The organism is Emticicia soli (assembly GCF_037860775.1).
In the GTDB taxonomy this organism is placed as follows: domain Bacteria; phylum Bacteroidota; class Bacteroidia; order Cytophagales; family Spirosomataceae; genus Emticicia; species Emticicia soli.
In genome coordinates, this window is record NZ_JBBEWC010000004.1 from 259,560 (window position 1) to 278,451 (window position 18,892).

Consider the following 18,892-nt stretch of genomic DNA (forward strand, 5'->3'; position numbering starts at 1 on the left):
AAGCTAAACTAATTTTGGAAGAATAGTTTCTTTTTTAACTCGACCTAGTAAACCAATAATAATTAATATTCGCCCAAGATTAGCTGTTATTCTTACTGTTCCGTAGTCGAACTCAAAAGGTGCTACATATACACGATGAACACTTGCACCACTGGCAAATATGATGAAAAACATGCCTAAAGCTATATTTAGCTTGCTTTTTTCGGAAAAAGGCAAATAAGCTGAAAGCACAGCCATGTACATAATCTGTAACAGATATATGAACGTAATAATCAATATATCAGGTTTTGCCACTTGGAATACTACAAAGAAAAAATAGGTAAGCGGCAGAAATACATACGGGACCAATACTCTTGTAAAGGTCTTTATGTTGCTTCTGAGCCTTATTTTTGCACCTTCAAGCATATAAACTCTAATAAGTAACTGATAACTTACTAAAAGCATAATAGCCTCAAGAAGTGTACCCCAGGTGAAACCAAAAATATAAATCGGAATAGGTGTAAGAGCAGGAATAACACAAGAAATCAAAAAAAGACGGTCGCTTAGATTTAATACATTTTTTCTTTCAGAATAATACCAGTATGCCATAAACAGATGTATGAGCCCTCTGAAAGGATAAGCAAATGTTGAATCTACTCCATAAAATATAGTCAACTCAACAATAAGAAGTAAGGCAATTACGGCAACTTTTATCATGGTTAGGTTTAGAAAGTAATAAATGGCTGAAAGGTTTCATCTATTTTGCTAAATGAACCAACTCCATTGCTACCAATACCCGATTATTATGAGTTTTTGTCTGATAATAATGAAATACTCTCCAAATTTGTTGAATTTATTGCTAAAATAAAAGAAAAACGATAAAAACTATACTTTACTGCTGTAAAAACAGGCACATAAGCAAAAAAAAGAAAAATAGATTTGCACATATACTAAACGAAGATTTATTTAACTGAGAAGCCTTACTTTTGAAGATTCTTCTTGTAATTCGTTCAGGCAAGTAATACACAAGCATGAAGTAAAACGCTGCCTGATGTAATCTGTTTGCTTTTTATTGAGGCGAATATTGTTGCATTGGCAATTGCCGATACTACCTGCTTTACAAACAAAAATCTGTTGGCAACGTGGGCATTTTTCAGGATTATCTATTGGCAATTGCTTAGGCATATCAATTGAGTTCTTTTTCAACGGCAATATAATGAGTTATAGCGCCCTGTATATTCTGAATCGGGAAAATCTTTATACTGCACCAATAAGATTCTCCGTTTTTGCGATAATTCAGTATTCGGGTTTCTAGCGTTTCAAAATTAGCCAGTTTCTCTTTAATAAACATTTTAGTCTGAAGATTCGTTTTAGGGCCTTGCAGAAAAGATAAAGTTAGCCCTACTACGTCCTCAGACTTGTAGCCTGTCATGGTTTGAAAACTCTGGCTCGTCCAGATAATCTGTCGTAAAAGATTCGTAACAATAAGCGTATGATTCTCTATCAATAACGATTTAAAATTGATACCAAGTTGCCATTTATGGCTAACAATAAGGTTTTCGAGCTGTTGTATGTCATTATGTATATGTACACGTTTTTCTAATGCCGGATTAGCTATATCCCAACAAAGTAGCGGAATTGCTAACTTTTTATCTTCAGCAGAAACAAAAGCAGGTACGTCTAGCATAGTCTTGTGTTTTAGCTGAATACAAAATGTTTAAATCAATTGTTTGAATTTTCTGAAATTATCACACTATCTATTAGGTCTTGCCTGTAATGACCTTAATAAAAGACAGGAATTTTTAGTAAATTTGCACCCGTTTTCAAATAAAAAATATGCTTTACCCTCAGAATATAGAACAAAAAATAGGGTTTGATAAAATTCGTGAACTAATTGCTGACCACTGTGTGAGTTCGCTTGGCAGGGCTTTTGTTGACAAAATACGTTTTTCGGACGATTATAAAATAATTGACCGCTTGATTCGGCAGGTAGCCGAGTTTAAGTTGATTTTACAAACGGAGTCGAGTTTTCCTGAACAAAATTATATTGATGTAAGCGAAGCACTTGCCAGAGCATCTATTGAAGGTGCATTTATAGGAGAAGAACAGTTTTTTGAAATAAAGCTTTCGCTTCGTACAATTCAGCAGATTATCCATTTCTTCAAACACAAAGAAGAGACCATCTACCCTGAATTAAAAACCCTTACTGCTAATTCGTTACCAATTTCAGATAATGATGGCTGGAGCGGGGTTATTTCTCAAATAGATAAGATTATTGACGAAAGAGGCAAAGTAAGAGATTCGGCATCGCCCGAATTAGCTGATATTCGCCGCAGATTAATAACCGAACAAAGTGATTTAAGAAAAACCCTTGAGCGTATTCTTCGCACAGCACGTAATAGCGGCTGGATTGGAGATGAGATGTCGCTGACTATTCGTGATGGCCGCATGGTTATCCCGATTCTATCAGAGCACAAACGCAAGCTGAAAGGCTTTGTACACGATGAGTCAGCAACGGGGCAAATGGCTTTTGTTGAACCTGCCGAAGTACTGGAAGCTAACAACGAAATAAGAGAGCTTGAAGCCCGTGAACGCCGTGAAATTGTAAAGATTCTTGAAAAACTTACGGCATTTTTACGTCCGCACGTTCCTGCTCTTCGCAAGGCTTATCTGTTTTTAGGTATCGTAGATTTTATAAGAGCCAAGGCCAAATTTGCCCTCACTATTAATGCAACCGCCCCATTGTTGGTCGAAAATCAATCTTTAGAGTGGCATAGAGCAACACATCCCTTATTGTATCTGGCCCACCAGAAACAAAACAAGCCTATTGTACCGCTTTCGATTAAGCTCGACCACGAAAACCGAATAGTGTTGGTTTCTGGCCCGAATGCAGGTGGTAAATCGGTTATGCTTAAAACCATTGGGTTAGTACAATACATGGCTCAATGCGGGCTGCTTGTACCTGCTTCACCCGACTCGAAAGTAGGTGTTTTCAAGAATATTTTCATTGATATAGGCGACGAACAAAGTATCGAAAATGATTTGAGTACTTATAGCTCGCACCTGACTAATATGAAGCATTTCGTGAATTTTTCAAATAAATTCACGCTGTTTCTGATTGATGAGTTTGGTACAGGTACAGAGCCAAGTTTAGGTGGAGCCATTGCCGAATCTATTCTGGAGCAATTGCTACGCTCAAAAGCCTATGGTGTTATTAATACGCATTATACCAACCTGAAAGTTTTTGCCAACAAAAATAGTGGCACTATCAATGGAGCCATGAAGTTTGACGCCGAGCATCTGGAGCCAATGTATGAACTCGAAATCGGCAAGCCGGGTAGTTCTTTTGCCTTGGAAGTAGCTCAAAAAATAGGTTTACCAAAACAGGTTGTAGATAACGCCAAGCGTAAACTAGGCACACAGCAAATAGACTTCGAAAAACTGATTAAAGAACTGGAGATTGAACGCAAAGTATTTGCTGATAGAAACAAGGAATTTGTAGAGAAAAACCAGCAATTGAAAAACACACTCGAGCAATATACTGGCTTGAAGAGTTTTCTTGAGTCTGAAAAGAAGAAGATTCTGAACGATGCCAAGGCTCAGGCAAAAGAATTGCTGAAAGAAACAAACCGCAAGATAGAAACCACTATCAAAGAGATAAAAGAAGGGAAAGCCGACAAAGATATTACCAAGCTTATTCGCCAGGAATTGCAGGAATTTGAGACAAAGGAACTAAAACTTGAAAAAGTAGAAGAGCAAAAACCTGCATCGGAAGAATGGGAACTAGAAAAAGGTGATATTGCTATTGGCAGCTTTGTACGCATAAAAGGGCAGGCAACTATCGGCGAGGTGCTTTCTATCAAAGGTAAAGATGCCGAGATTGCCATTGGAGAGCTTAAAACCAATGTAAAGCTCAACAGGCTTGAAAAAATGAGTCGCAAAGAGTTCAGAGAAGCTGTTAAAGAAAGTGTAAAACCTAGAATGACAGGCATTGACCTGAACGAAAAGATGATGAATTTCAGCTTTAACCTTGACCTACGTGGCAAACGTGGCGAAGAAGCTTTAGGTGCTGTTGATAGCCTGATGAACGATGCCATTATGCTGGGTTATCCAGAACTAAGAATCATTCATGGCAAGGGTGATGGTATTCTCAGGAATCTGATTCGCCAACACCTACGCAGCTACAAACAAGTAGCAGGCATGAGCGACGAACACGCCGACCGAGGCGGGCAAGGTGTTACAATTGTACGAATGAAATAAACAGAATGAGGCTTGTAATATTACAAGCCTCATTCTGTTTATTTCATTTAAAATGCAAAAATGAATGTTTGTTAGATAAAAATACATTTTAAATGTAACTTCTGACATTTTGGTAGAATTAATTGGTGTAGTCTGAATACTAAGGTATTTAGGGCAGATACTAAACACTAAATTAATTCTAACCAATATGCTAGGAACAATTTTACATTTAAACCAAAACCGTGGCATTATAAAAGGTGATGACGAAAATCGCTATTATTTTCAGCCAAGCGATTGTCTGGGTTTTAGCACTCCCACAATAGGTCTTCGGGTAGATTTTATCGTTGATGGAACAAATGCCATTGAAATTTTCCTCCATGAAGTACAATCTGTTCCTGAGTCAACTTTAACAAAAAATGTATCCGTATCTGGTAAAACTTCTACAAATACTAATAAGAAGTTAGTTTACAATATTCCCGGAGTAATTGCTTCAATTATTTTTCTTATTAGTTTAATAATTCCATACGCTATATTAGATTATTCAGCTATTCTTCCTTTTACTCCTATAATTGAATTCAAGCTGACTACTACAGGCTTAGGTATAATACTCATTGCAGGTGGCATTTTCTTACTTGCTACTTTTGCAGCAGGTCTTAACTGGAACTGGTTATTATGGACCTTGGTAGCAGTGATATGCGTATCTATTTATGCCCTTGTAAACAACGAAAGTTTATATTCTGCTGTTTCTAATCTACGATTCAGTCTACAATCTAATTCACAAAATACTTATCAGCTACCTTCTTATTTCGATTTCATAAAGCCCGGATTTTACCTCCATATTCTAAGCCTGTTTTCCCTTAGCTATCTGATAGTTTTTTATAAGTATGAAGCAAGAACTACTCCCGTATTAATCAATAAAAAGGTAGCTAATATAGAAAACTTAAAAGAAGCGGCATCTGACCTGAAATCTACTCTCAACAATCTGAATATCTCAAAAGAGGGTTTTCAACACGCAGGAGAAACAATAGAGACAATGATAGAAAGTACAGAACGAAAACATTCTGTGCTTTTCAATTTCATCAGGCCTTACCTTAATTATATCGATAGTGGTAATTTTTTCAAAAAACCATTCTATTGGCTCTATACTATTACAGCACTGATTTACCTTCTAATTCCCGTAATTGTATTATTCTTTGGCACTAAAAGTAATATTTTTGATATGCCCTTTAAGTACGCACTAGCATTCATACTAATATGGATATTAATGTGTATTTCATCATGGATCGTCTTCCAGCTATGGTGGGATCGAAAAGATAAAGTTCTATCTGCTGCACAACTTAACGATGACTTTGTAGCCACTCCGGTTTTTTCTCATTATATACAAACTTCGGGTGAATCGGCAGGTACTTATCTGGCTATTTTAGGCACAGGAGCTACGCTCATTACTACAATTGTATTAGGTAGTGAGGTACAACAACTCAACAGACAAATAATAGGCTTTGACTTTTTAACTGGCGGCAGTTTTCTTTTAATTTTTGTATGGCCATTAGTAGGTTTTTCTACCATTATCTTCAGTCGGTTTCTAGCAGAAATACTAAGGGCCTTAGTCAGTATTGCCAATAATACAAAACCAGGAATCAAATAATTATCACTTAAAATTTATTATAAAGTTTATGAATTTTCGCATGTATCTCCGTATCTTATTTTTGAGCTTACTTTTGAAAACAAGTATAGCTCAAGAAACACTATCTAATCAGAGTATCACCTCAATGGTAGGCGCAAAAATATCTAAAGACTTGATTTTAGATAAAATCAAAGCCAGCCCGAGCAAATTTGATATGTCAACAAGAGGTATAATTGACTTAGCCAAAAACAAAGTACCAGAGCTCGTTATTGATGCCATGATGCTAGCTTCGTCTCCACTGCCTATTTTACGGAATCAAGACATTGTAGATATGCATATAAATGGGGTTTCACGTAATATCATTACTAAAAAAATTCAATATTCAGAATCAGACTTTAGTCTTACCACCGAAGCCCTTATCGACTTAAAGAATGCGAAAGTACCTGATCAGCTAGTAAAAGTAATGATGGTACCTAAAAGAGCAGTTCAACAAAGTGGGAATCCAAACTTAATAGCAGGAGCACTTGCTCCGCATCCTGATTATCCAATTGCTTCTCGTTCTAAATTTAGCGGAGCAGGAATTTTTTATGAAGAATATAAAGGTGGCGCACCTAAATATGAAGAACTTGAACCTACTACTACTAATCAAAGAAAAAGTGGCGGTTTAGGCGAAGCTGCTGCAAACTCTGTTACTCATGGCTTAAGCGGCCAGAGCCAAAGGGTTGGTTTAGCAAACCCAAGTGCCAATTTTATAGTGGAAGATAATCGCCCGGTTTTCTACTTTGTTTTTGCTGGAGCTCGTAAAGATATGAATACTGTTGCAGAATCAATATTTGAAGGGGTGGCCAGTCCAAACGATTTTACTTTAATGAAAGTAAAACCTACTCAGCGTGGTAGAGAATTTGTTATTGGCCGAGAGACCTCAGTTAGCAGTTCATCAGGATTTTCTGAAGGAACTGTTCCATTTAGATTTAAGAAGATAAGTAATACACTTTACAAAGTTTATTTCGACCAGGATATACAAGCAGGTGAATATGCATTCTTTTATAATAAAGGTAGTGAATTTAGTTCATCTTTAAAGCTTTATGATTTTTCATTAAGAAACAACATAAAATAATCCTTTATTAATACAAAACCCCGGACTAGATATCGTCTGATATATTCCGGGGTTGTATATTCTATAATTCTTTATATCATTACCCTACCCAAGCTTTCACATCATCAAGCGAGGGCATTTTTTCTTCAATTTTCAGTTTTTTTCTTACGCCACCCAAATCATTGAAAATTTTGTTCGGGTTTGCGCCTTTTAGTTGCTCAACCATTACAAAGCCCATTTTTTGAAGTGCAGGGATCCAGACTGTTGGTACGCCAATAGCTTCATAGTCGGCATCTGTTGATATTTCTTGTTTTTTCTCAGGGCGCATCTGTGGGAAGAATAATACTTCTTGGATGCTAGCGTTATCGGTCAACATCATTGTCAGACGGTCGATACCGATACCGATACCTGCGGTTGGTGGCATCCCATATTCTAGTGAACGAATAAAGTCTTCGTCCATCGCCATTGCTTCCTCGTCGCCTCGTTCAGCTAATTTCAACTGCTCTTCAAATCTTTCGCGTTGGTCAATTGGGTCGTTAAGCTCCGAATACGCATTGGCTACCTCTTTCCCGTTTACAAACAATTCAAAACGCTCTACTAAATCTGCTTTGCTGCGGTGTTTTTTGGTAAGCGGCGACATCTCTACCGGATAATCAATAATAAACGTTGGCTGTATCAGGTTATCTTCTACTTTCTCGCCAAAAATCTCATCAATTAATTTGGCTTTGCCCATCGTTTCATCAACTTCCATGCCCCACTGGCGGCAGTGCTGGCGGGTTTCTTCTTCCGTCAACGCTCCTACATTAACCCCTGTATATTTTTCGATAGCTTCTAAAATACTTAGTCTTGCAAATGGCCCTGCAAAATCCAGTTCATGTTCACCTGATTTGAATTTTGTTGTACCATGTACTGCCAGAGCTACTTTCTCAAATATTTCTTCAGTGATGTTCATCATCCACTCGTAATCTTTATAGGCTACATAAAACTCCAAAGAAGTAAACTCAGGATTATGAGTTCTGTCCATACCCTCATTACGGAACATCTTGCCAAATTCATATACGCCATCAAAACCTCCTACAATTAGCCTTTTTAAGTATAACTCATTGGCAATACGCATATACAAAGGCATATCAAGCGTATTATGGTGTGTTCTAAACGGACGTGCCGCTGCTCCACCATGAATCGGTTGTAAAATAGGTGTTTCTACCTCTAACCAACCTCTTTCATCGAACATCTGGCGCATGGTAGAGATAATTCTGGCTCTTTTGATAAAAATATCTTTTATCTGAGGATTTACAATTAAATCTACGTAGCGTTGGCGATAACGTTGCTCAGGGTCTGAGAACGCATCATATACTTTACCGTCTACCTCTTTTACTACTGGCAGCGGGCGAAGCGATTTATTAAGAATTTTAAACTCTGTTACATGAATCGATATTTCGTTGGTTTGCGTAGTGAACACATAACCTTTTACACCGATAATATCGCCAATATCTAACAGCTTCTTGAAAACCGTATTATACAAGGTCTTGTCTTCGCCAGGGCATAAATCATCACGACGAAAATATAGTTGGATTCGACCTGTTGAATCTTGTAGCTCAGCAAACGAAGCACTTCCCATAATACGGAAGTTCATCAAACGGCCAGCAATTGAAACATTCTTATAGTCTAACTTATTATTTTCGTAATTATTCTCAATGTCGGCGGCTGTAACATTCACCTCAAATAATTCGGCAGGATATGGGTCAATGCCCATTGCCATTAAATCTTGTCTTTTCTGACGGCGTAAAATTTCTTGTTCGCTAAGAACCATCGTTTTATCTTTTTATTTCATATATGTAATCTAAGCCACAAAGGTAGAAAAAAATGTCGATTATTATTTATAACCATTCATATACAAAAAGCTTCATTTATCATTTTCTACTTTTGCATATCTCAGAAAAAACAATATCTTTGTGATATTAAAATAATATCAAACTAATTACCTCCTATGAAAGAAAAAGAATTACGTTCACAATCAGGTTATATCATATTTATAGCCGGGCTTTTACTAATAATTGTACCTGCACTAACCTTGCTTAGGGTTGTTCCGATACTGGCACTTATTCTTGGTTTAGCTGGTTTATTTATGATAATCGGCTTAACGGTTATTAACCCCAACGAAGCAGCCGTGGCCACTTTCTTTGGCGACTACGAAGGAACCATGAAACAAAATGGTTTACGCTGGGTTAATCCTTTGTTTCGTCGTAGAAAAATCAGTCTTCGTGCAAGAAACCTCAATGGCCAAAAACTGAAAGTAAACGATAAAATGGGAAATCCTATCGAAATTGCGGCCGTAGTAGTATGGCGTGTAAACGACACAGCCAAAGCACTTTTTGAAGTTGACGATTATGTAAAATTTGTTGACATTCAGTCAGAAGCGGCTGTGCGTCACTTAGCAAGCTCTTATGCCTATGATAATATAGAAGACGAACAAGCATCTATCACGCTGAGAGATGGCTCTGGTAAAATAAACGAAATGCTGGAAAAAGAGTTGAACGAACGCATAACGCAAGCAGGTGTAGAAGTAGTAGAGGCACGAATCAGCCACTTATCTTATGCACCCGAAATTGCTGGGGCTATGCTTCAACGCCAACAGGCAACTGCCGTAGTTGCTGCCCGTAAACAAATTGTAGAAGGTGCAGTAGGCATGGTAGAAATGGCATTGGCACGTTTATCAGAAAAAGAAATTGTTCACTTGGACGAAGAGCGAAAAGCTGCTATGGTAAGTAATTTATTGGTAGTTTTGTGTGGTGAAAAATCTGTGAGTCCTGTGGTAAATACCGGAACCCTGTATAACTAATGGCAAGTGAAAAAAAAGCATTTGTATTACGAATTAGCCCTGAGGTACTGAAAGAACTTGAAAAATGGTCATCAGAAGAATTCAGGAGCCTGAACGGGCAAATCGAATACGTATTAAGTGAAGCTCTGAAAAAAAGAAAAAAGAGCAAGAAAAGCGAAGATTAAATCCGCAGGAGGTACGCTGGCGTACCTCCTGTAATAATATGTGCTGCCCCTAGCCCCTGAAGGGGGATTTGGATTTGAGTTATATTCTTATGCCTTCCTCGTCCAGATATTTCCCTATATTCATTTTAATTCCATCAAAGAGTTCAATTTCCTGGTTCCAGGTTTTAATAAGCCAATCTTTATCAGGAGATGTTACTATTACCTGCTGAGTAGAAGTAATAACCCAAAAAACTTTCTCCACGCCAAACTCAAAAAGTTTTTCAGTTTTACGTGTCATATACTCCATAAAATTACTTTCGCTCAAATCAGCGTTTGTATCTATCTCAATTACATATTTTGGCGGTACGTCTGAATATTTAGCAGTAATTTTATCTGCTGTTAATATTTTTTTATCGTAAACAACAATATCACCAGCCAGAGTATCTTTATAGCCCAATTGCAAGCCAGTTTCGTTTGTGTGTACCCGATATTTTTTTCTGTCGTAAAAGACATGAATAATTTCAAGAATAAAATTAACTAATTCAGACTGTAAAGAACTACTCCCCATTATTTCTTCAGCATTGACGTGTTTTTTTAAAGCCTCTTTGTACCCTTTATAATAGATTGGCTTTCCATCCATGATTTCATAGATGAATTGTTCAGGAATCTTTCCTTTTACCGTCTTCTTCGTTGTCTCAAGCACCATCTCTATTGCATTTATTTGAAACTAAGATACTACAATCTCTGCACTTCCTCAAAATTCCCTCGTTTTATTTCTGTGAAAGACACGTATAAAAGCTAATTTTCGCTATTTTTGCGGCTCATTATTAAGTTTTTATTTTTATGCAAATCAAGGAAATTCTTACACAGACACCTGTAGAACAAGAAGTAACAGTAAAAGGCTGGGTACGTACTAAGCGAGGACAAGCAGCCGTAACATTCATTGCAATTAACGATGGCTCGACCATTAATAATATTCAGGCAGTAGTAGAGGGTAATAATGTCAATGAAGATACTTTGAGATTGATTACTACGGGTTCGTGTGTAGCCGTAACAGGTAAATTGATTGCATCTCTTGGTTCAGGCCAAGCCGTTGAGGTAAAAGCTGAGAAAATAGAGGTATATGGCTCGGCTGATGAAACATTCCCGATGCAACCAAAACGCCACTCGATGGAGTTTTTACGTGAAAAAGCACACTTGCGTTTCCGTACCAATACTTTCGGGGCTATTTTCCGTATCCGCCATGCGCTGGCGTTTGCCGTTCATAAATATTACAACGATAATGGCTTCTTTTACCTACATACGCCAATTATTACGGCTTCTGATGCCGAAGGTGCAGGCGAAATGTTTCATGTAACAACATTCGACCTTAAAAATCCTCCGAAAACAGAAGATGGCGAAATTGACTACAAAGAAGATTTCTTTGGCCGTGAAACGAGCCTGACGGTATCGGGTCAGTTAGAAGGTGAATTAGGCGCATTGGCATTGTCGAAAATTTATACTTTCGGGCCAACTTTCCGTGCCGAAAACTCAAATACTACTCGTCACTTAGCTGAATTCTGGATGATTGAGCCTGAGGTAGCCTTCAATGAGCTGGAAGACAACATGAATCTGGCAGAAGATTTTGTGCAATATGTAATAAAATATGCACTAGAAAACTGCGCTGAAGATTTAGCATTTTTAGAAAAACGCTTGCTAGATGAAGAGAAAAACAAGCCGCAAAACGAACGTAGCGAATTGAGTTTATTAGAGAAACTTCGTTTTGTGATAGATAATAAATTTGAACGTTTAACATATACTGAAGCAATCGAGATTTTACTTCGTTCGAAACCACATAAGGAGAAGAAATTCCAGTATCCTGTTGAGTGGGGAATCGATTTGCAGTCGGAGCATGAGCGTTATCTGGTAGAAAAACACTTCAAAAAACCTGTTATTCTTACCAATTACCCACGTGAAATTAAAGCCTTCTACATGAAACAAGATGAAGACGGCAAAACGGTAAGAGCGATGGACGTGTTGTTTCCGGGCATTGGCGAAATTATTGGTGGTTCACAACGTGAAGATGATTACGAAAAATTATTAACCCGTGTGAAAGAAGTAGGTATTGACCCTGAAAACATCTGGTGGTATCTTGAAACCCGTAAATTTGGTTCTGCGCCACATTCAGGTTTTGGTTTAGGCTTTGAGCGTTTGGTATTGTTTGTAACGGGTATGACCAATATCCGTGATGTGATTCCTTTCCCAAGAGCGCCAAAAACCGCTGAATTTTAATCAAATACACTAATGATACTTACGCTCGCTATATTTCTTGCTATTGCTTTTACCAACGTAGTGGTCGGGGTTTATCTCGAGCGTAAGGTTTCTGCGTTTATTCAAGACCGCCTCGGTCCTATGGAAGTAGGCCATTGGGGGCTTTTGCAATTAATTGCCGATTTACTGAAACTGATTCAAAAAGAAGACATTACACCTGCTAGTGCCGACCGCTCGCTGTTTAAGTTTGCCCCTATCATGTTATTTATGGTAGTATTTGCAGGCTTTGCTGTATTTCCACTTTCTTCGGGCTTGTCAGGGTCAGGTACACAAACAGGCGTTTTCCTTTTATTAGCTGTTGTTTCTTTAGATATTTTAGCCATTCTGATGGCCGGATGGGCATCTAATAACAAATATTCTTTGCTGGGTGCTATGCGCTCGGTGGCGCAGATTATCTCTTATGAAGTACCGCTTGGTTTATCAATTCTATGTGTGATTCTGATTACACAAACGCTTGATTTACAGGAAATCAGTTTTCAGCAGGGGATTTTCTGGGACGAGAAAAACTATCTATTTGGAATAAAAGCACTGGGCGTAGAAGTGGGCGATATTGGGGGATTTCTGACATGGAATATTTTCAGGAATCCGTTTTTGATGATTGTTTTTGTTATTTATTTCATATCTGCACTTGCCGAGAGTAACCGTGCACCTTTCGACTTACCAGAGGCAGAATCGGAGCTTATTGCCGGATTTCAGACCGAGTATTCGGGTTTTAGATGGGCTGTAATCATGCTTTCAGAATACGCCATGATGTTGCTGGTATCTATGCTTGGCGTTATTTTGTTTTTAGGCGGCTGGAATACCCCTTTGCCAAACATAGGCCCTGTAGCACTTGCAAACTGGACAAGCGGCGAAGTTGGGCACTGGTCAGCTAATTTGTGGGGAGCTTTCTGGCTACTTTCTAAGTCTTATATTCTTATTTTCATACAAATGTGGGTTCGTTGGACACTCCCACGTTTACGTGTAGACCAACTCATGCATCTATCATGGAAAGTTCTCACTCCTTTCTGTTTAGTACTTTTATTGATTTCAGGAATCTGGCGATTGTTAATGATTTAAGAAAAAATTACCTTAGATTCAACTTATACCCAACCCCAAGCTGCCCGAAAATATTATACATTGGGAAAGTAACACCTGTGAACGAAGAAGGGAATACAGATAATAATCCCCATTGAAGATTCAAATCAACACTCCATCGATGTCCGATATTTCTGTTTACTCCGGCATTTAGGCCATAATCAAACTTACGGATATTGTCTGAGAAATCGAAGTTTGCAAGCTCAACTTCTACTTTTTAGCCAAGTGAGCCACCTTTTCTTATATATCCATCTGCCACATATCCTACAAACTTAGATTTTAATAAAAAGCAAAATACCCCCAAGTCTGTAATGCCATTTCTCTTTGTGTGTAAACTGAACAAACAGCAGTATGCTCAGATAAGTATTTCTTGTTTCGGTATAATTGATACCTATAAATGCGATATTAGACAAAATGTCGGAGATTAACAACTCATAAAATTCATTTGTATCATTACTGAAATCATTAATTAAAAGAACTTATAATCTAGTGCTACAACACATAAGCCCAATAATACCTCAAAAAAATAGCCGACATAAAGCCGGCTACTTATCAATATCAAATCTTCTTAATTACATCCTTGTATTTCGGCCTTAAAAACGGTTCCGTTTTCTACCATAAAGCCGGGCTGCAGGGTTATAGAATTACCTGCCTGATATGTTACATTAGGTAGCGGTGTTGTACCATTGTCGCCTATTATTCTGGCTGATTGTATGGTCTGAATTGCTTTAACGAGTAATGTGCCTGTATAAATATCAGTTGCTACTACTGTATTTGTTGTGGCTATACTAACCGTTGTACTTGCTGTGCTACCTAAAGAACAAGTGGCGGTATAAGTAGTAGCCGTTGTTGGCGAAACTGTTATGCTTGTGCCTGCTCCGGTGGCACCTCCGCTCCAGGTTACACTTCCACCATTACAACCTGCAGTAGTTAAGGTAATGCTCTTGCCCGGACAAACCACGGGGCTTGCCGGATTGATAGCTATAAACCGACAAGTGCCCGAAGTAATTACAATAGTGCTCGATTCGCTTGTACAGCCACTGCTTACACATACAGCACTATAAGTTCCCGGAGAACTCACTACTCGTGTTCCACCTGTGCCTGATGGACTCCAGACTACAGTTCCTGTGGTACAACTTCCTCTGAGTTGCAGGGTTTGTCCATTACAGATAGTAGTACTGTCAGATGTAATTATTGGTTTTGTTGGAATCGGGTTTACCGTTACCGTTGCTACATTACTCGAATCGCTCGTACAACCCGATTGCGTGCAGGCTACTTTATAAGCTTTTGTATTTGTAGGGCTTACAATTATATCGCTTCCGGTTAGGCCGCCCGTCCAATTCAATGTGCCACCTATACACCCATCTGCCGATAGCATAGTTGATGCGCCTCTACAGATAGTTATATTTGCAGGAGTAATACTCGGTTTTTCCGGAATCAGATTTACTATAATTGTAAGTACCTCGCTCGAATCGCTGGTGCAAGTTAGTTGCGTGCAAGCAACTTTATATTGAGTAGTGCTTGTTGGGCTCACAATTATACTGCTTCCGGTTAAACCGCCAGTCCAGCTCAATGTTCCACCTGTACAGGCCGATGCTGTTAAAGTGGTTGACGAGCCTTCACAAATGGTTTCGTTAGTAGCCGTAATACTTGGTGTTGAAGGAACCGGGTTTACGGTAATTGTTGCAACATTACTCGAATCACTCGTACAACCCGATTGTTCACAGGCTACTTTATAGCCTTGTGTAGTAGTTGGGCTTACAGTTATGCTGCTTCCGGTTAAGCCACCTGTCCAGAAGAAAGAACCTCCCGCACAACCAGTTGCCGTCAGCGTAGTCGACTCACCAAAGCAGATAGTAGCCGAAACGGGCGTAATAACAGGTTTTGTAGGTATAGGGTTTACAATTACCGTAACAACATCAGTAAAACCTGTAGAAGTGCTACACCCGATACTATCAGCAATTGAAACTATCGAATAGCTCTTTGTACTACTTGCACTAACCGGAATATCGGCTCCACTTACGTAGTTGTTAACAGTAGTTTGAGTGGCACCATCGGTATACACCAACGTAAACGGCCCGATTACTCCATTAATATCAGCAACCAATATAGTGCTACCACCTATACAATAAGCATTAGGCGAGCCAGCCTTTACTGACAACGTAGCAGCATTTGGCAAGCAGATTTTTCCAAGAATAGGATTATCAGGTTTATGTACAAGTTTTTGTTCTAATGCTTGTCTCTCCGATTGAGTCATTACACTGGCTTTTTTTATACCAAATGTTATGTTGCTTCCGTCTATATCGCTGATACTGTTTATTAGTTCAATATAATTTCCTGTTTGCCCTACAAAAGTTGTATTGTTTAATGTCGTGCCTGAGATTGCGGCATTAGTTCCGTTTAAAACCAATCCTTTTACCCCGCCTGAAACAATTGTGCTATCAGTTATTTGTAAAGTGGTAGCAGCATTGTTGATAGAATCGTTGATGGCGATTCCGGCAATTGTTGAATTTACCACATTTACACCACTGATAATAGCATTGCTTGCGTTATTTGCCCCACCAAATAGAGGGTCGTTACTAGTGGCATAAATACCATACTGATTAGCTGTTAGCGTTCCGTTCGAAACCTTTACGATACCTGTTGAAGGGATATTCCAAAGCAATATGCCATATTTCATGCCTGATACCTCATTGCTATCAACCAGCGCACTTACAGAATTTCTGATAGAGGCTAATTCTATACCGAAGTTTTCAGTTGCCGCTGCAAAATCGCCTGATGTTTCTTTCGTAATAGTATTATGAGCAATTTTTATAGGCGTTGCATTAGTGTACTGAAGATTGTGCAAAATACCTCTGTAATAGGTATGGATTTCGTTATGCTCAACAATAGTACCCAAGCCCGGTGAAGCCCGATAGTAATTATCATTCTGCCAACCTACATTTGCCCGTGTTATTACATTATGCGCAAATCGTCCATAGTGATTTTCGGCAAAAGTAGCCGCACGGCCACGCCCTCCACCGAAATTATCTCCTGATGGAATATTATCAAATTTATTATAACTCACATCTGTACCTGCCAGTGCCTTTACAGGTGTGGTACCATCTGCCAACACACCATACCTTTCCAGATTTTTGATAATGTTGTTCTGAATTATCATGGTAGCATCAGCCCCACCAGGGTTTACATCAAAAGAACCTGTACTGTTTACAATACCTGCACCTGTATGTACTTCTACGCCGTTTAGCATACGGCCACCTGTAAGAGAGGGGTTATTTCCATCAATGGTAAATCCTTTAATTGTTACATCCAGATGCCCTGTTCCGGCAACTCTGATGATAGTTCCGGAGGTACTGTTATCGGAAGATATTTCCCTTACAGCCGGACGGAGAATAGCTTCGGCAACACGTGTTTCTGTATTAGGATTTATAGCCGCATTCGGCCCCAGAATCACCAAAGATTTTGATACTGTTATGTTTTCTGCAAATATCCCCTCCCCTACCACTATTGTATCTCCGGCCACAGTAGTAGCATCGTTTATTGCTGCCTGAATGGTAGCAAAATAAGTATTCTTATTAATATTAATAACAGGCGTACATTGGCTTGGCTTAGGCTGAAAACCTGTTGCATCACTTATATCTGTACCATCTTCAAGAAAAGGCGTGTATTGAGGGATAGATGCGGCTAGTGTACCAACTAAATATCTATCTGATAAATCAGGATTATTGCCACCAAATTGCGATGGCACTTGAACGGCATAGCCCGGTTCATTGGCAGGTATGGCATTAATCGTCGGGCTTGGCACTCCATACCAGTTACAACTAAAACTTGCACCTGTTAAATCGCCAATGTTTGTTGTGCCTGCCCCTGCTGCTCTCTGGAAATTCAATTGGCTGTACCAGTTGTTTGTTATACTATTGTTATGCACTTGTGCATTGGTAGCGGTGAGCACGTTGGTATCAAAATTAAACAATACACCATGTGTAAAATTGTTTCTTACAATATTCTGTATCAGTACCAAACCACTCACATCATTAGTAAAGTGAATCCCCGTTCGGTTGTTTTCTACTACACAATTAATGATGGTAGCATTCTGAGAATTGGAACAATAAATGGCATTCCGGTTGTCTTTTACTATCAGATTTTCCAGTCTTACATTTGGGCGGCTATTAAAATTTATACCTTGGTTTACTGTACAGGCATTCCATTCTTCTATGGTGCTGCCATAATCTCTGGTAATTGTCAGATTCTTTAAAGTCACGTTTCCGGTTGTTATCAATACCGTATTTTCATTAGAATTATCGCTGCTATAAGGTGCTTTAATAATAGCGGCTGTTGATATACCCTGTACTGTAATAGCTTTATTGATGAGTAAATGCTCGCTATGAATGCCCTCGCTTACTTCAATTACATCGCCGGCTACGGTAGCAGCATCATTTATTGCTGCCTGAATACTGGTAAAATAAGTATTTCGATTTAGGTTTACTGCAGGTGTACATTGGTTTGGTTTTGGCTGAAACCCAGTTGCTTCACTTATATCTGTACCGTTTGCCAAAAAAGGTGTATATGAGGGTATAGATGTAGCTAAAGTTCCTACCAGAAATCTGTTTCCTAACTCCGGGTCGCTGCCACCAAACTGTGACGGTATCTGTCCACTATAACCAGGCTCATTGGCAGGTATGGCATTGATCGTCGGGTTTTGCACTCCATACCAGTTGCAAGCAAAACTTGCGCCTGTTAAATCGCCAATGTTTGTTGTTTCCGCTCCTGCTGCCCGTTGGAAATTCAATTGACTATACCAGTTTCCTGTTATGCTATTGTTGTAAACTTGTGCATTGGTTGCAGTAAGCACGTTGGTATCAAAATTAAATAATACGCCATGTGTGAAATTATTGCTTACAATGTTCTGTGTCATCAATAATCCACTTACATTATTAGTGAAATGAATACCCGTTCGGTTATTTTCTACAACACAATTAATGATGGTGGCATTCTGAGAATTTGAACAATAAATGGCATTCCGGTTATCTTTTACTATCAGATTTTCCAGCCTTACATTTGGGCGGCTATTAAAGTTTATCCCTTGATTTACCGTGCAGGCATTCCATTCTTCTATTGTGCTGCCATAATCTCTGGTAATTGTCAGGTTTTTTAAAGTCACGTTGCCTGTTGTTATCAAAACCGTATTTGCATTAGAGTTATCGCTGCTATAAGGTGCTTTAATAATAGCGCCTGTTGATACACCTTGCAAGGTAATGGCTTTGTTGATGAGCAAATGCTCGTTATAAGTACCCTCACTTACTTCAATCACATCGCCGGCTATGGTAGCAGCATCATTTATTGCAGCCTGAATTGTACTAAAAGTCTGATTTCTTGTGATATTTTTCACCTGTTGCCCCAAAGTTGGTATAGAAAACACCAGACCCAAAAGCAGATATACAAACTTGGTTCGGGCAAGCAAAAAATCACAACGATGGTCATTTGTAGAAATGTTTTGCATAGTAAAATATAGTTTTTGAGAAGATTTTTAAAGTTTAGTCCTAACAACAAATGAGTATAAAAAGAGGAAGTTTTTGAATAAA

Annotated in this window: 13 protein-coding genes; 7 read left to right on the top strand and 6 right to left on the bottom strand. The window is 38.7% G+C overall.

Annotated features, from left to right (window positions below):
• Positions 1-3 precede the first annotated feature (3 nt).
• The 3 genes from WAE64_RS06890 to WAE64_RS06900 all read right to left on the bottom strand — a co-directional run bounded on the left by WAE64_RS06890 (position 4) and on the right by WAE64_RS06900 (position 1,666).
• Positions 4-696 carry a hypothetical protein gene (locus WAE64_RS06890; RefSeq protein ID WP_340235518.1) on the bottom strand — a complete coding sequence of 231 codons (693 nt, stop codon included), beginning with the start codon at positions 694-696 and terminating at the stop codon, positions 4-6.
• A 249-nt stretch (positions 697-945) separates the two neighbouring features.
• Positions 946-1,185 carry a cysteine-rich CWC family protein gene (locus WAE64_RS06895; RefSeq protein WP_340235519.1) on the bottom strand — a complete coding sequence of 80 codons (240 nt, stop codon included), beginning with the start codon at positions 1,183-1,185 and terminating at the stop codon, positions 946-948.
• Positions 1,166-1,666: a PAS domain-containing protein gene (locus WAE64_RS06900; protein WP_340235520.1), complete on the bottom strand. Its 501-nt coding sequence runs from the start codon at positions 1,664-1,666 to the stop codon at positions 1,166-1,168. The genes WAE64_RS06895 and WAE64_RS06900 overlap by 20 nt, the downstream gene beginning before the upstream one ends.
• A 149-nt stretch (positions 1,667-1,815) precedes the next feature.
• On the opposite strand from WAE64_RS06900, the gene WAE64_RS06905 reads away from it, so the two are divergent.
• The 3 genes from WAE64_RS06905 (at position 1,816) to WAE64_RS06915 (ending at position 6,959) form a co-directional block, all read left to right on the top strand.
• Positions 1,816-4,239: an endonuclease MutS2 gene (locus WAE64_RS06905; RefSeq protein WP_340235521.1), complete on the top strand. Its 2,424-nt coding sequence runs from the start codon at positions 1,816-1,818 to the stop codon at positions 4,237-4,239.
• A gap of 187 nt (positions 4,240-4,426) precedes the next feature.
• A complete protein-coding gene (locus WAE64_RS06910; protein WP_340235522.1) occupies positions 4,427-5,863 on the top strand; it encodes a hypothetical protein in 1,437 nt (478 codons plus the stop codon).
• 73 nt (positions 5,864-5,936) lie between these two features.
• Entirely contained in the window at positions 5,937-6,959 is a 1,023-nt protein-coding gene (locus tag WAE64_RS06915) for a hypothetical protein (protein ID WP_340235523.1), read from the top strand.
• A 79-nt stretch (positions 6,960-7,038) separates the two neighbouring features.
• Here WAE64_RS06915 and lysS read toward each other — a convergent pair whose 3' ends face one another.
• Positions 7,039-8,751 (bottom strand): lysine--tRNA ligase, encoded by a 1,713-nt coding sequence (gene lysS, locus WAE64_RS06920; RefSeq protein ID WP_340235524.1) that lies wholly within the window; start codon positions 8,749-8,751, stop codon positions 7,039-7,041.
• Between the two features lie 177 nt (positions 8,752-8,928).
• Here lysS and WAE64_RS06925 point away from each other — a divergent pair, with 177 nt between their 5' ends.
• Both WAE64_RS06925 and WAE64_RS06930 read left to right on the top strand, forming a co-directional pair.
• A complete protein-coding gene (locus tag WAE64_RS06925) occupies positions 8,929-9,780 on the top strand; it encodes an SPFH domain-containing protein (RefSeq protein WP_340235525.1) in 852 nt (283 codons plus the stop codon).
• On the top strand, positions 9,780-9,944 hold the full coding sequence (locus WAE64_RS06930) for a type II toxin-antitoxin system antitoxin (RefSeq protein ID WP_340235526.1): 165 nt from the start codon (positions 9,780-9,782) through the stop codon (positions 9,942-9,944). The genes WAE64_RS06925 and WAE64_RS06930 overlap by 1 nt, the downstream gene beginning before the upstream one ends.
• A gap of 79 nt (positions 9,945-10,023) precedes the next feature.
• On the opposite strand, the gene WAE64_RS06935 is transcribed toward WAE64_RS06930, so the two are convergent.
• On the bottom strand, positions 10,024-10,629 hold the full coding sequence (locus WAE64_RS06935) for a Uma2 family endonuclease (RefSeq protein WP_340235527.1): 606 nt from the start codon (positions 10,627-10,629) through the stop codon (positions 10,024-10,026).
• 137 nt (positions 10,630-10,766) lie between these two features.
• On the opposite strand from WAE64_RS06935, the gene asnS reads away from it, so the two are divergent.
• Positions 10,767-12,194, top strand: a complete 1,428-nt coding sequence (asnS, locus tag WAE64_RS06940) for an asparagine--tRNA ligase (RefSeq protein ID WP_340235528.1) — start codon at positions 10,767-10,769, stop codon at positions 12,192-12,194.
• A gap of 12 nt (positions 12,195-12,206) precedes the next feature.
• Positions 12,207-13,292: a complex I subunit 1/NuoH family protein gene (locus WAE64_RS06945; RefSeq protein WP_340235529.1), complete on the top strand. Its 1,086-nt coding sequence runs from the start codon at positions 12,207-12,209 to the stop codon at positions 13,290-13,292.
• Positions 13,293-13,878: 586 nt separating this feature from the next.
• Here the strand turns inward: WAE64_RS06945 and WAE64_RS06950 are convergent.
• Positions 13,879-18,810 carry a 3-coathanger stack domain-containing protein gene (locus WAE64_RS06950; protein ID WP_340235530.1) on the bottom strand — a complete coding sequence of 1,644 codons (4,932 nt, stop codon included), beginning with the start codon at positions 18,808-18,810 and terminating at the stop codon, positions 13,879-13,881.
• Positions 18,811-18,892: the final 82 nt, after the last annotated feature.

Bases quoted from the DNA above. Each gene is read 5' to 3' on its own strand.
- WAE64_RS06890 (WP_340235518.1), bottom strand. From the start codon at position 696: ATGATAAAAGTTGCCGTAATTGCCTTACTTCTTATTGTTGAGTTGACT.
- WAE64_RS06900 (WP_340235520.1), bottom strand. From the start codon at position 1,666: ATGCTAGACGTACCTGCTTTTGTTTCTGCTGAAGATAAAAAGTTAGCA.
- WAE64_RS06905 (WP_340235521.1), top strand. From the start codon at position 1,816: ATGCTTTACCCTCAGAATATAGAACAAAAAATAGGGTTTGATAAAATT.
- WAE64_RS06910 (WP_340235522.1), top strand. From the start codon at position 4,427: ATGCTAGGAACAATTTTACATTTAAACCAAAACCGTGGCATTATAAAA.
- lysS (WP_340235524.1), bottom strand. From the start codon at position 8,751: ATGGTTCTTAGCGAACAAGAAATTTTACGCCGTCAGAAAAGACAAGAT.
- WAE64_RS06925 (WP_340235525.1), top strand. From the start codon at position 8,929: ATGAAAGAAAAAGAATTACGTTCACAATCAGGTTATATCATATTTATA.
- WAE64_RS06930 (WP_340235526.1), top strand. From the start codon at position 9,780: ATGGCAAGTGAAAAAAAAGCATTTGTATTACGAATTAGCCCTGAGGTA.
- WAE64_RS06935 (WP_340235527.1), bottom strand. From the start codon at position 10,629: ATGGTGCTTGAGACAACGAAGAAGACGGTAAAAGGAAAGATTCCTGAA.
- asnS (WP_340235528.1), top strand. From the start codon at position 10,767: ATGCAAATCAAGGAAATTCTTACACAGACACCTGTAGAACAAGAAGTA.
- WAE64_RS06945 (WP_340235529.1), top strand. From the start codon at position 12,207: ATGATACTTACGCTCGCTATATTTCTTGCTATTGCTTTTACCAACGTA.
- WAE64_RS06950 (WP_340235530.1), bottom strand. From the start codon at position 18,810: ATGCAAAACATTTCTACAAATGACCATCGTTGTGATTTTTTGCTTGCC.